This window comes from Deltaproteobacteria bacterium, assembly GCA_013151235.1.
In the GTDB taxonomy this organism is placed as follows: Bacteria; CG2-30-53-67; CG2-30-53-67; order CG2-30-53-67; family CG2-30-53-67; genus JAADIO01.
In genome coordinates, this window is sequence record JAADIO010000067.1 from 1 (window position 1) to 12,821 (window position 12,821).

Sequence of the window (12,821 nt, forward strand, 5' to 3'; positions counted from 1 at the left end):
TGCATAAACCGGCCTATAGTCCATCGAGCGGGCTCCGACGCCCTGCCCTCCTTTGTTCAATACATGAGTATAGATCATGGTTGTGCTTACATCTTTAGTGTCCGAATGGTGTCGCCCTTCTTCCCCGGTTTTGGTGTTCTTCCATTGTTTTTCCTGCGGGAAAACCCATTGCCAGCGCCACTCTTTCGGAGCATTCGGATATTTGCGATCCAAGGCACCGGGTATGGTGTGTGAGAAATGCGTTGATCTCCGGTTCGGCCATCTCTGCCGGGTGACGGACATTATGAAAATAGATGAAGCTTGACCCAATGGCAATAGGTCTGTACCCTTCGGCGGCTGTAGTGGCGGACGCGCAGGACCTCCCGCATCCGGTCGAGGAGTTTCGCTTTCGGAGTCGTGGACGCTGCATGGCAAAAACGCTCAGGGTGGAGGCACAAACGATCGGAGGAAAAATAGTATCCGGCATTTTTGCACCTATTCTTTAGGATAAACATACGTGATACTATATTTTGGACTTTCTTCTGTCAAGGCTTTTCTGGAGGACTTCCGGCGGCAAGAATCAATCCAGGACAATTTTATTCAATATCACTGTCCGCTTAATCAGGGTAAAGTTTTTGATAGAGAGTCTATCGGCGGTCACTCAGAAAAGGGCTGGTACCGTGGGTCCCTTCCGTTCCCCCTTCGACCCGCTCAGGGCGAACGGGGATCTGGTCCTGTATTTTGGTTGATGGGGTTTTCTCTGCGTTCTGCGCCTGGTGAATTCCGGCTTTCAGCAGCCGGCTTACTACAACGCAAGCACCTGCGTTTCGCCCCCTCAATCCCAACCTTCTCCCCCGAGGGAAAGAAGGGGATCTTTTGAATTTTCCCCCGTGACACCCCGTGTCCCCCGTGGTTCAATGCTTTTCTTTTTTCATTTGTAACCGTTCATTTTTCCTCTACTCCCACCCGGTCGCAGTAGTCGTAGAGCCGGCAGGCCCCGCATTTCGGACCGATGGGGCGGCAGAGGTTCTGCCCGTAGGTGACGAGGAGGTCGTTGATGACCTTCCAGTGTTTCTTCGGGAGTTTCTCCCGGAGGGCGAACTCGGTCTTCTCCGGGGTCGCGGTCGAAACATACCCCCACCGGTTGGTGATCCGGTGAACGTGGGTGTCGACACAGATCCCGTACTTGCCGTAACCGATGGTGACAACGAGATTCGCCGTCTTCCTGCCCACGCCGGGGAGGGTCAGAAGCTCTTCGATCGTGTCGGGCACACGGGAAGCAAAGTCATCGATCAGCCGCTTGGAGATTGCCCGGATGTTCTTCGCCTTGACCCGGTAGAACCCGACGGGGTAGATCAGTTTCTCGATCTTTTTGACGGGGACCTTTGCCAGGGTCTCCGGCGTATTCGCCACGGCGAAGAGACGCTCGGACGCGGCGGCGGTCGTTCCGTCCTGGGTCCGAAGAGAAAGGACGCAGGAGATCAGGATCTGGAAGGGGTCCCGGGTCTTCTCGGCCACCACCCCGACGATGGGGACCTTCCACTGCTTCACTTCCTTCTTCAGGATCCGGACAACAATGTCGATCTGTTGGTCATCCATTGTATTCTTGGTCTTCTTTCTTGATCATCGTAATCAGGAGGCAGAAATCGCCGTCCCGGGTAAACCGGGACGCTACTCATAAAACTTTCAGATCTTACGCCCCCTCATCCCAACCTTCTCCCCCAAGGGGAGAAGGAGAAATAACCGCTTAATACTTTTCAGGTTTGATTTTCTTCCCGATCTCCTCCATCAGGGCGTCGGCCAGTTCCTCTTCCCTGACCTTCCGGACAACCTTCCCCTTCCGGAAGACCAGCCCCACGCCCTTGCCTCCGGCGATCCCGAAGTCGGCCTCTCTTGCCTCGCCGGGGCCGTTGACGACACACCCCATGACGGCGACTTCGAGCGGCTGTTTCATCTTTGTCAGACGCTCTTCCACCTCCCGGGCCAGTCCGATCAGGTCGATTTCGCAGCGTCCGCAGGTGGGGCAGGAGATCATGACCGGTCCCGCTTCCCGAAGCCCCAGGGACTTCAAGATCTCGATCCCGACCCGCACCTCCTGCACGGGATCGTCGGTCAGGGAGACCCGGAGCGTATCCCCGATCCCGTCGGCAAGAAGAAGCCCCAACCCGACGGAGGACTTGACCGTACCGGAAAGGAAGGTCCCCGCCTCGGTGATCCCGATATGGAGGGGATAGTCGGTCTTGCCCGCGATCAGCCGGTAGGCCGCCACGGTCCGGGCGACGTCGTGGGCCTTGAGCGAGATCTTGATCCGCCGGAAATCGAGTTCCTCCAGGATCCGCACATGGCTCATGGCCGATTCGACCATCGCCTCCGGCGTGGGACCGCCGTACTTCTCCCACAGCTCCGGTTCGAGCGAACCGGCGTTGACGCCGATCCGGATCGGGATCTTCCGATCCTTCGCCGCCTCAACGACCGCTTCCACACGGTCCCGTTCCCCGATGTTCCCGGGGTTGATCCGGAGGCCGTCCACTCCGGCCTCGATCGCCATGAGTGCCAGACGGTGGTTGAAATGGATATCGGCAATGAGGGGAAGATCGGAGGCTTTTCTGATTTCGGACAATGCCCGGCCCGCGGCTTCATCCGGGACGGCGACCCGGACGATATCGCATCCCGCATCGGCGAGCCGCTCGATCTGGGACACGGTGGCTTCCATGTCACGGGTGTCGGTGTTGCACATCGACTGGACCGATACGGGGGCCGCGCCGCCGACGGCGACGTTGCCAAGCTGCACGGTCCTGGTCTTTCTGCGTTCGATCTTCATAACGACTCCGGGAGCAGACCTGATCGGATCACTTGAAGACCCGCATGAGGTCGTTGTAGAAGGCGAAGATCATGAGGGAGATCAGGAGGAAGAGACCGACCTGCTGGGCGATCTCACGTTTCTGCATGCTCAGGGGCCGTCCCAGCAACCCTTCGATAGCGAAAAAGAGGATATGCCCGCCGTCGAGGATCGGGATGGGAAAAAGATTGAGGATCCCCAGGTTGATACTGATCAGCGCCAGGAATTTGAGCAGCTCGAGCAGGCCGTATTGAATCTGCTGTCCCGCAAGCTGAGCGATCAGGATCGGACCGCCGATGGTGTCGGCGGGGATGACATGCTGAATCAGTTTGACCAGGCTCACGAGGATCAACTTCGTAATGTCCCAGGTCATTTGAAGCCCCTTGTAGAAGGCTTTGAAGGGGTTGTACCGCACGGAAATTGTCGGGCCGGGTTCCGGACGATAGGCGCTCAGGATTCCGATCTTTCCACGGATGACCTTCTTGCCCACGGGGTCTTTGGTTTCATAGGCTTCCGGCACCACCGGCAGGGTCAGGGTCTTTCCATCTCGAATCAGCCGTACGGAGAGGGAAACACCCGGACTCTTTCCGATGATCTCCTGGAGATCGGCAAAGTCGTTCAGGACCTTTCCACCGATGGCAACAATCCGGTCCCCGGCCTTGATCCCCGCCTTCTCCGCCGGAGAGTCTTTCACGACTTCCTGTACGAAGAGTTCAGCGGAAGAAATTCCCAGCACCGCCAATGTCCGATCCGAATCGGCCTGCACTGCCTGCAATTCCCTCGGCGTAAACGACAAGGTCAATTCCTGCGGCTTGTCCTCCCGTTTGACTGTCAGATGGATCTTCGCCGCGCGGTTCCGCAGAAGCGCCGTTTCCAGTTCCGGAAAAGTATGCACCGCTTCGCTGTTGACCGTCACGATACGGTCGCCCGTCGAAAGCCCGGCACGACCGGCGGGAGAGGCCGGATCCGAGACCCCTGCAACAGGCGCCAGGGTCGGATGGGAAATCCCGATGACAGAACGTTCTTCACTCTCTCCGAAGATGTTCTTCCGATCCCGCATCATCGGCCGGACCGTGATATCAAACTTCTTCCCCTTCCGGTCAAGGGTCAGGTTCAGGGGTGACCCGTCACTCTTCCGGATCCGGTCCGTCAACTCCTCCCACAACCGGACGGGCTCCCCGTTGACGGCCTCCACATGGTCCCCTCCCCGGATCCCGGCCTCCCAGGCCGGGGATCCCTTTTCCACCCGTCCGATGGTGCTGTCTTCCGAGGGATAGCCGGCCATGAACATCCCCATGAAAATGATCAGGGCAAATAAAATATTGAAAAAGGGACCGGCGGCAACGATCAGGAACCGGGAGAAGAGCGGCTGATTGTTGAAGGAACGGGCCTCATCCTCCGGCGATAAAGGTTCGTTTGGATCTTCGCCAACCATTTTGACATAGCCGCCTAGGGGAATGGCGGAAAGGCAGTACTCCGTCTCACCGATTTTCTTCCCAACCAACCTGGGTCCGAAGCCGAGAGAAAATTTCTCGACCCCTACCCGGAACCCCTTGGCCACCAGGAAGTGCCCCAACTCATGGACGAAGATGAGAATGCCCAGAACAACGATAAAAGCTACAAAACCGGATAACATAACGAATTATAAACCTCTTGAAGGGTTGGAGACGATACTGCAAGATGTAGATGTAAAGCATACGGTAACATACTGAAGTGTAAATCACAAACGGCTGATCTCTTCCCGTGTCTTCTTCCGCGTCGCAAGGTCGGTCCGGAGGATCTCTTCGGCGGTTTCATAATCCCGGTGTTCGCTCTTTTCCATCACCGACCGGATCAGGCGGGGAATCCGGAGGAAGTCGATCCGGCCCTGCAGGAAAGCGTTCACGGCCACCTCGTTGGCTGCATTCAAAACCGCCGGCATCACTCCGCCCTGCCGCAAGGCATCCTCCGCCAGAGAAAGGGCGGGGAAACGTTCACGATCGGGCGGCTCAAAGGTGAGCGGTCCCTGCTCGATCACGTTTAAAAACTCCACTCCGCTTTCCAGCCGTTCGGGATACCCGAGGGCATAGGCAATAGGGACCCGCATGTCGGGCAGACCCATCTGGGCCAGAACCGACCCGTCGTGAAATTCTACCATGGAGTGAACGATACTTTCGGGATGGACGACGATATCGATCCGTTCGACGGGCATATCAAAGAGCCATCGGGCCTCGATCACTTCCAGCCCTTTGTTCATCAGGGTTGCGGAGTCGATGGAAATCTTCCGCCCCATTTCCCACCGGGGGTGCCGCAAGGCATCCTTCGCCCGGACCCGTTCCATCTCCCCGCGGGTCATCCGCCGAAACGGCCCGCCCGATGCGGTCAGGATGAGGCGCCGGACCTTTGCGGTCTCCTCCCCGGACAGACATTGATAGATGGCACTGTGCTCACTATCGACGGGAAGAATCCGGGCGCCGGACTTCTTTGCTTCCTCCATGACCAGGCGCCCGGCCATGACGAGGGTTTCCTTGTTCGCAAGGGCGACTCTTTTACCTACCCTGACTGCGGCGAGGGTCGGCACCAGCCCGGCTGCACCGACGATGGCCGAGACGACGATGTCGGCTTCCGGGAGTGTGGCGGCCTGAATCAGGCCCTCCACACCCAAGGCAATCTCGGGAGCAGATCCCTTCAGAGAGGAGATCAGTCGATCCCTCTCCTCACCGTCGGCCACCACGACCCGTTGTGGAACGCAGGCCGCTACCTGGTCCGCAAGAAGATCCATGTTCCGATAGGCCGTCAGGGCGATGACTTCAAATCGGTCGGGGTGACGGGCAATCACATCGAGGGTGTTAACCCCGATCGATCCGGTAGAGCCTAAAACAACAACCTTCTGTTTCCGTAATGCCGACATGGGTCAGGACCTTTCCCTCAAGGACTATCCGATCCCGGACTGGAGAAAATAGTAGAGTGCCGGCGCCGCAAAAAGGATACTGTCAAAACGGTCCAGTACCCCGCCGTGGCCGGGGAAGAGAACACCGGAATCCTTGATGCCGGAAGAACGTTTCAGAATCGACTCCGCCAGATCGCCGACCTGGCCGATCAGGCCGAGTCCGGCGCCCAAAAGGGCCGGCGCCACTAACCCCTCCACGGGAAGGGAGAAGACAAGCTTCCCCACCCCACCGGCAATGAGGGAGCAGAGCAACCCTCCGGCCGATCCTTCGAGGGTCTTCTTGGGGCTGACCTTTGGGAAGAGTTTCCGTTTCCCGTAGCGGGTCCCGATATAGTAGGCGCCGGTATCGCCGGCCCAAACCGTCAGAAAGAGGAAGAAGACCCACGTCCGCCCGGAGGGAACCCCCCGCAGCAGGAGGAGATAACCGAAGAGATAGGGAACATAATAAAGGCCGAAACAGGTCACACTGATTTCCCGAACGGCCTGTCCCACGTCCCGTCCCGAAAAGGTCCGAAAGACCATGGCCAGGAGAATGAACAGGACCAGGATGCCGGAAACCAGAGCGCCGTCGCCGGCATAAAACCCGGCAAGGAGCAAAGCCCCCATGAGAAGACCCAGGAATTTCTGGAGGTGGAACCCCTCCGATTCCTGGAGGTGGTAAAATTCGTTCTGTCCGATGAGAGCGGTAACCAGAAGGGCAAGAAAAAAAATAAACGGCTCGCTGTAGAAGATCAGCAGCGCAAGAATCGGGAGACCGACCAGCGCCGTAAATACCCGTTTCGGAGGCATCTTACTCCCCTTCTTTGACCTGTTCGCCGGTCATCCCGTACCGTCGTTCCCGTGTCCGGTAATCGAGTAGTGCTTCGAGAAACGCCTTTCGTTTAAAATCAGGCCAGAGGATGGGCGTAAAATAGAGTTCCGTATAGACCGACTGCCAGGTCAGAAAATTGCTGATCCGCTGCTCTCCGCTGGTTCGGATGATCAGGTCCGGGTCGGGACAGTCCCTCGTATACATCCGGCTGCTCAGGACCGCTTCATCGATCTCCGACGGTCGAATCCGCCCGTCGGCCACGTCCTGAGCCAGGGACCGCACCGCGTCGAGGATTTCAGCCCGTCCGCCATAGCTTAAGGCAAGATTCAGGGTCATGACCTGATTCGCCGACGTCTCCCGCTCGGCCCAATGAAGAAGTTCCTGAATATTCTCCGGCAGGTCGTGAATCCTGCCGATGGCCTGAAAACGGATTCCATTCTCCTGCATCACCCGCACTTTTCTTTTGATATATTCCTTGAGGATCCCCATGAGCGCCCGCACCTCGGTCCGGGGCCGCTGCCAGTTTTCCACGGAAAAGGCATAGAGCGTGAGAACCCGGACACCGGTTTCCCGGGCACAGGCGACCACTTCGTCGACGGAACGAACCCCTTCCTTATGCCCCATGATGCGGGGAATGGAACGTGCCCCGGCCCATCGGCCATTGCCGTCCATGATGATGGCGACATGGTAGGGAAGAGCGGCAGGATCAATCTGCCGAAAGAGTTCCGGATAGAGTTTTGCCGTTTCGTTGCATTCTTCCGCAGGAGGCAGGTTTTTGTTCATCGGGCTGGTTGTATCCGTCATGGGATGACATCATTTTGCAAGGGGACCTTCTCAGACCGTCATGACATCCTCTTCCTTGGTCTGGAGGACCTGATCCGCTTTCTTGACAAACCGGTCGGTCAGTTTCTGAATCTCATCCAGGATCTTATGGAGGGCATCCTCGGTAATCTCTTTCTCTTTTTCCATCTTCTTGAGCTTGTCATTCGCCTCTTTCCTGGCATGCCGGACCGCCACCCGGCAGTCTTCGGCCATATTCCGGATTACCTTGACAATCTCCCGACGGCGCTCTTCCGTTAATTCCGGAATGGTAATCCGAATCACCTTCCCGTCGTTGGATGGGGTCAACCCCATGTCGGACGAAAGAATGGCCTTCTCGATCGACTTCAACGCAGACGCATCCCAGGGCTGAATAACAATCGTCCGGCTCTCCGGGACGGAGAGAGTCGCCATCTGGTTCAGACGGGTCGCCGTCCCGTAGTAGTCGACCAGGATATGGTCCAGAATCCCCGTTGATGCGCGTCCCGTCCGAATCCGGGCATATTCTTTTCTCAAGGCTTCGATCGCCTTCTCCATTTGTGCCTCGGTCTGTGATTTCAATTCCGCAATCATGAGTCCCCTCCCTGTACCAGGGTCCCGATCCGCTCACCGGTCAGGACCTTGTGGATGTTCCCTTCTTTCATCATATTAAAAACGATGATCGGAAGGTTATTGTCCATACATAAAGAGATCGCCGTGGCATCCATCACTTTCAGACGTTTCTGCAGGACATCGATGTAGGTCACCTCCGGCAGAAACTCCGCATGATCATCCTTCATCGGATCCGCCGTATAAACACCATCCACCTTGGTCGCCTTCATGATGACATCGGCATTGATTTCCATGGCCCGGAGAGCCGCCGCCGTATCGGTGGTAAAGAAAGGATTGCCCGTTCCGCCGCCAAAGATCACCACACGCCCTTTTTCCAGGTGACGGGCCGCCCGCCGCCGGATGTAGGGCTCGGCCAGTTCCTTCATCTCCAGAGCCGAGAGAACCCGCGTATCGACCCCCACATGCTCCAGAACATTCTGAAGGGCCAGGGCATTAAGCATAGTCGCCAACATCCCCATATAATCCCCCGTGGCCCGGTCCATCCCCTGGGCCACACCCGAGATCCCCCGGAAGATATTCCCGCCGCCGATCACCAGCGCAATCTCGACATGAAGCGACGTAATCTTCTTGACTTCCTCGGCAATGGTCTTCAGGGTCCCGGGATCGATCCCGTAGGCCTGTTGCCCCATCAGGGCCTCCCCGCTCAGTTTGAGCAGGACCCTCTTGTATTTCAGTTCAGCCATGAAGTCCGTTTCCTGTCATTCACCCTGCAACTGTGCCTGGATCTCCGCGGCAAAGTTTTCCTGTTTCTTCTCGATTCCCTCGCCCAATTCGTAGCGGACGAAGCGCCGGATCTCAAATCCTTCACCAATTTTCTTTTGGCTCTCTTCCATCAGTTTGGAGATTTTGATATCGCCATCCTTGACGAAGGCCTGCTCCAGCAGGCAGATTTCCCCAAAATACTTCTCGATCCGTCCGGAGACGATCTTCTCGATAATTTTTTCCGGTTTTCCCGATTCTACGGCCTGCTCCCGGTAAACCGTCTTCTCCCGTTCCAGCAGATCGGCCGCCACATCCTTGCGGCCCAGATAGAGGGGACGGGCCGCGGCGATGTGCATGGTCAGGTCTTTGAGCCGTTCCTGAAACTCCTCTTTTCCCGCCATTTCCGCCGTCGGGCAGGCGACCTCCAACAGAACTCCGATCTTGCCCCCCATATGGATATAGGAGGCAACCCGGACCCCTTCGCCGGAATAACGGGTAAAACGACGAACGGCCATGTTCTCCCCGATCGTGGCAATCCGCTCTTTCAAGTTCTCATCCACGCTGCGGCCGTCTTCCATCTTTTCCGCGAGAAGGGCCGCAAGGTCGGCCGGGGCCGAATCAAGAATCACCTGCGCCACCTGGTTGCAAAAACTTTGGAACTCCTGATTCTTCGCTACAAAATCGGTCTCGGAGTTGACTTCCAGAAGACAGCCGGCGGAGCCGTCGTCCGTTAACGCAGCAACCACCAGACCTTCCGAGGCGACGCGTCCGGCTTTTTTGGCCGCTGCGGAAAGTCCTTTCTTCCGCAGAAAATCGATAGCCGCCTCCAGATCTCCATTCGTTTCCGCCAGGGCCTTTTTGCAATCCATGATACCGGCCCCGGTCCGGGTTCGCAATTCTTTCACCTGTCCAGCTGAAATGCCGCTCATACTTCTCTCTCCTTATTATGATGGTGTCGTAAAAAGTCACGAAGCCCTTCGACCCTTCGACCAGCTCAGGACAGGCCCTTCGGCATACTCAGGAGAGCCGTGCTCAGGGCGAACGGTGTAAGTGATTGATATTCCGTTCGTGGTGAGCTTGTCGAACCATGAACGGAATCCGGAAAACGACTTTTTACGACATTATGCATCGTAAAAGCCTCAACAAGAGTCTCCTGTTGAGGATCGTATCGGATTATTCCGGGGCCGGTTCACTCGCCGCTGGAGCCGGTTCGCTTGCCGCGGGGGCCGCCGCCGTTTCCGGACTTGCGGGGGAGACCTCGCCGGCTGCCGCCATCATCTCGGCTTCCACCTCGGGCATCCGCTGCTCCTTCGCCTCGCAGACGGCATTGGCAATCTTGGCCGCGACCAGCCGGATGGAACGAATCGCATCGTCATTTCCGGGGATGATATAATCGATTTCATCGGGATCACAATTGCTGTCCACAATGGCGATGATCGGAATCCCCATGATCCGGGCCTCATGGACCGCAATTCGCTCCCGCTTGGGATCGACGATAAAGAGGGCGCCGGGCAGCCCCTGCATATCCTTGATTCCGCCGAGGTACTTCTCTAACTTAATCCGTTCTTTCTCGAACTTCAGCACCTCTTTCTTGTGGAAGCTTTCATAGGTGCCGTCCTCCTTCATTTTTTCATAACGTTTCAATTTGGCGATACTGTTTTTGATCGTATTGTAGTTGGTCAGGGTCCCGCCGAGCCAGCGCTGATTCATGTAGAACATACCGCACCGTTTGGCCTCATCGGCAATCGACTCCTGCCCCTGCTTCTTGGTCCCCACAAAAAGGATTGACTTGCCGTCGGCGACGATCTTCTTGACGATATTGTGGATCTGCTTGATATTCCGAAGGGTTTTCTGGAGATCCAGGATGTAGATCCCGTTCCGCTCACCAAAGATAAATTTCCGCATCTTCGGGTTCCAGCGATTGGTCTGATGGCCGAAATGAACTCCGGCTTCCAGCAATTCTTTCATGGTAACGATCGGCATACGTGGTTCCTCCTATGGATTAGGTTTGACCTCCATACCCTTCCACTCCCTCCGGGAACACCGCTTCGGTGCACCACCCGTCAGGATCGGGGTATGTGTGGGATTCCCGCCGGTTCGCCGGCCTCTCTATCGAGAGCCCCCGACTACCGTCGGTTGTGCTTTTGCACGGCAATACTTGCACAAACTTCAAACATGGAATGCTAACAAAATGATTCTTCGATTGCAAGAAAATTTGAGTGATCTTTTTGTATTGACAACCCTTCGTTGTTTTGATAATTTTAATAACATATTGTTTTTATTGATATATTCCTGCTTTTGTCCATACGGACAACTTTTGCAAACAAAATCCAAGGGGCCCTTCTCAAAGGAAACAGGCATGCACAAAATTCCGGGAAAGCTTCTCAGCACCCTCTTTCTTGCCCTCCTTCTGACCTTTCCGACCGTCCTCCATTCCATACCGGCATTCGGACAGAACCCCGAAAGCCCGGACCAGTGGATGCAGGAAGGAAAGAAACTCCATGATCAGGGTCACGACCGGAAGGCCGTCTCCTGTTTTAAAAAAGCCGTTCAGGCGCGAAAAGGTTTTGCCGACGCCTACTTCGCCATGGGCGTCAGCTATTACAAGATGGGCCGGACGAAAAAAGCCGCCGAAGCCTTCCGGAAAGTCCTCCGGATCGACCCCTCGTCCTCCGAGACCCACAACAATCTGGCCGTCCTCTACTCTCAAATGGGAAAAACGGACGATGCCGTACGGGAGTTGAAGGAAACAATCCGCCTGAATCCCGATTATCAGCAGGGTCACCTGAACCTCGGCGATCTCTATCTTTCACAATCAATCGAAGAATATCTCAAGGCGATCCGGAGCAAAGGACCGGACCATCCGAAGGTTCGGAAAAAACTGAGGGCACTGCTGACCGCCGATCCGAAGAATGCCGATTTTCAATTTGATCTCGGTCGGCTGAACAGCCTGGAAGGAAACCTCAACGGGGCGATCCATTCCTACCGGACTTCATTAAAACTGAAGGATCAAGCAAAAGTTCGTTTTGCTTTGGGACAGGCCTTCAAGAAAAAGAAGGCCTACACGGAGGCACTCAAAGAATTTGAAACCATCCTCAATACCTATTCCGATCCCGGGAAAGTCCGGAAAGAAATCGTCGAGATTACTCGAATCCGCCTGGCCTCTCTCACCCCGGCAACCTCCGTCAAAGCTTCTCCCGCCGCAGGCCCGGTGCAACAATATCAACTTCCGGCCCCCCTGCTGGCCCTGGAACGGGAAGGCAGCTCCGCCCTCCTCGTCGATAAGTCGACACAGACCCTCCTGCTCTACCGGAACTTGAAGGGGAAGATCCGCTACGTTCAATCCTTTGCCTGTTCCACGGGAGAGAAGAACGGGACGAAACGGAAGATGGGCGACAAACGCACCCCGGAAGGCATCTACCTCTTTACACGGAAGATCACGGACGGGGAACTCCCCCCGGAATACGGCGAGATGGCCTTTCCCATTGACTATCCGAATCCCTTTGACCGAACGCAGGGAAAGGACGGCAACGGGATCTGGCTTCACGGCACGAATGAGCCGATCCGTTCCTATCTGCCACAGAGAACCCTGGGGTGTGTCGTCGTGAACAACAAAGATATCGAAACGCTCGCTTCATTCATCCGGCTCCACGAAACCCCGATCATCATCTACGACAAGATCGCCTATACCGATCGTTCGGCACAGGACCGTGTACGTCGGGAGGTTTTCGATTTTCTCACAGCCTGGAAAACCAGTTGGGAACAAAAGGATATCGACCGGTTCATCTCCTTCTATGCGCCCGCATTTTCCAGCGGCAAATGGGACCGGACCGGCTGGAAGAAATACAAGGGGTATCTCTTCCGGCAGAACCGGCACATCACCGTAAACCTGACCCCCTACCGGGTCCTGCGTCACAAGAATTACCTGACCGTCACCTTCCGACAGGAGTACCGTGCCGACCATTACCGTGACACCGGGATAAAGCGGCTCTTCCTGGTCCGGGATCGAGGCCGATTGCGAATCCTCGCGGAGGAATGGCACAAAACATGAATCAGTTAAAAATACTGAAGAAAAATTTTATTTGACATTCATGGGCACAATCATATAGAATTGTACCTCTGTATAAACT

Annotated in this window: 11 protein-coding genes; 1 reads left to right on the forward strand and 10 read right to left on the reverse strand. The window is 56.1% G+C overall.

Annotated features, from left to right (window positions below; all coding sequences use genetic code 11):
* Positions 1 to 924: 924 nt before the first annotated feature.
* The 10 genes from GXP58_11770 to rpsB form a co-directional block, all read right to left on the reverse strand.
* Positions 925 to 1,578, reverse strand: a complete 654-nt coding sequence (locus GXP58_11770) for an endonuclease III (GenBank protein ID NOY54271.1) — start codon at positions 1,576 to 1,578, stop codon at positions 925 to 927.
* Positions 1,579 to 1,726: 148 nt separating this feature from the next.
* Positions 1,727 to 2,800, reverse strand: a complete 1,074-nt coding sequence (gene ispG / locus GXP58_11775; protein NOY54272.1) for a flavodoxin-dependent (E)-4-hydroxy-3-methylbut-2-enyl-diphosphate synthase — start codon at positions 2,798 to 2,800, stop codon at positions 1,727 to 1,729.
* Between the two features lie 28 nt (positions 2,801 to 2,828).
* On the reverse strand, positions 2,829 to 4,454 hold the full coding sequence (gene rseP / locus GXP58_11780; protein ID NOY54273.1) for an RIP metalloprotease RseP: 1,626 nt from the start codon (positions 4,452 to 4,454) through the stop codon (positions 2,829 to 2,831).
* Between the two features lie 84 nt (positions 4,455 to 4,538).
* Complete coding sequence (locus tag GXP58_11785; protein NOY54274.1) at positions 4,539 to 5,708, reverse strand: 1-deoxy-D-xylulose-5-phosphate reductoisomerase; 1,170 nt, start codon at positions 5,706 to 5,708, stop codon at positions 4,539 to 4,541.
* A 24-nt stretch (positions 5,709 to 5,732) separates the two neighbouring features.
* Positions 5,733 to 6,536, reverse strand: a complete 804-nt coding sequence (locus tag GXP58_11790; protein ID NOY54275.1) for a phosphatidate cytidylyltransferase — start codon at positions 6,534 to 6,536, stop codon at positions 5,733 to 5,735.
* A 1-nt stretch (position 6,537) separates the two neighbouring features.
* Complete coding sequence (locus tag GXP58_11795) at positions 6,538 to 7,341, reverse strand: isoprenyl transferase (protein NOY54276.1); 804 nt, start codon at positions 7,339 to 7,341, stop codon at positions 6,538 to 6,540.
* Between the two features lie 51 nt (positions 7,342 to 7,392).
* Positions 7,393 to 7,950 carry a ribosome recycling factor gene (gene frr, locus GXP58_11800; GenBank protein NOY54277.1) on the reverse strand — a complete coding sequence of 186 codons (558 nt, stop codon included), beginning with the start codon at positions 7,948 to 7,950 and terminating at the stop codon, positions 7,393 to 7,395.
* Complete coding sequence (locus GXP58_11805; protein NOY54278.1) at positions 7,947 to 8,672, reverse strand: UMP kinase; 726 nt, start codon at positions 8,670 to 8,672, stop codon at positions 7,947 to 7,949. The genes frr and GXP58_11805 overlap by 4 nt, the downstream gene beginning before the upstream one ends.
* Before the next feature lie 15 nt (positions 8,673 to 8,687).
* Entirely contained in the window at positions 8,688 to 9,620 is a 933-nt protein-coding gene (locus GXP58_11810; GenBank protein NOY54279.1) for an elongation factor Ts, read from the reverse strand.
* Positions 9,621 to 9,864: 244 nt separating this feature from the next.
* Positions 9,865 to 10,674 carry a 30S ribosomal protein S2 gene (gene rpsB / locus GXP58_11815; GenBank protein ID NOY54280.1) on the reverse strand — a complete coding sequence of 270 codons (810 nt, stop codon included), beginning with the start codon at positions 10,672 to 10,674 and terminating at the stop codon, positions 9,865 to 9,867.
* A 376-nt stretch (positions 10,675 to 11,050) separates the two neighbouring features.
* Between rpsB and GXP58_11820 the strand changes: the two genes are divergently transcribed.
* Positions 11,051 to 12,742, forward strand: a complete 1,692-nt coding sequence (locus tag GXP58_11820; protein ID NOY54281.1) for a tetratricopeptide repeat protein — start codon at positions 11,051 to 11,053, stop codon at positions 12,740 to 12,742.
* Positions 12,743 to 12,821: the final 79 nt, after the last annotated feature.

Excerpts from the sequence above, each read along its gene's own strand:
- GXP58_11770 (NOY54271.1), bottom strand. The coding sequence starts at position 1,578 with ATGGATGACCAACAGATCGACATTGTTGTCCGGATCCTGAAGAAGGAA.
- ispG (NOY54272.1), bottom strand. The coding sequence starts at position 2,800 with ATGAAGATCGAACGCAGAAAGACCAGGACCGTGCAGCTTGGCAACGTC.
- rseP (NOY54273.1), bottom strand. The coding sequence starts at position 4,454 with ATGTTATCCGGTTTTGTAGCTTTTATCGTTGTTCTGGGCATTCTCATC.
- GXP58_11785 (NOY54274.1), bottom strand. The coding sequence starts at position 5,708 with ATGTCGGCATTACGGAAACAGAAGGTTGTTGTTTTAGGCTCTACCGGA.
- GXP58_11790 (NOY54275.1), bottom strand. The coding sequence starts at position 6,536 with ATGCCTCCGAAACGGGTATTTACGGCGCTGGTCGGTCTCCCGATTCTT.
- GXP58_11795 (NOY54276.1), bottom strand. The coding sequence starts at position 7,341 with ATGAACAAAAACCTGCCTCCTGCGGAAGAATGCAACGAAACGGCAAAA.
- frr (NOY54277.1), bottom strand. The coding sequence starts at position 7,950 with ATGATTGCGGAATTGAAATCACAGACCGAGGCACAAATGGAGAAGGCG.
- GXP58_11805 (NOY54278.1), bottom strand. The coding sequence starts at position 8,672 with ATGGCTGAACTGAAATACAAGAGGGTCCTGCTCAAACTGAGCGGGGAG.
- GXP58_11810 (NOY54279.1), bottom strand. The coding sequence starts at position 9,620 with ATGAGCGGCATTTCAGCTGGACAGGTGAAAGAATTGCGAACCCGGACC.
- rpsB (NOY54280.1), bottom strand. The coding sequence starts at position 10,674 with ATGCCGATCGTTACCATGAAAGAATTGCTGGAAGCCGGAGTTCATTTC.
- GXP58_11820 (NOY54281.1), top strand. The coding sequence starts at position 11,051 with ATGCACAAAATTCCGGGAAAGCTTCTCAGCACCCTCTTTCTTGCCCTC.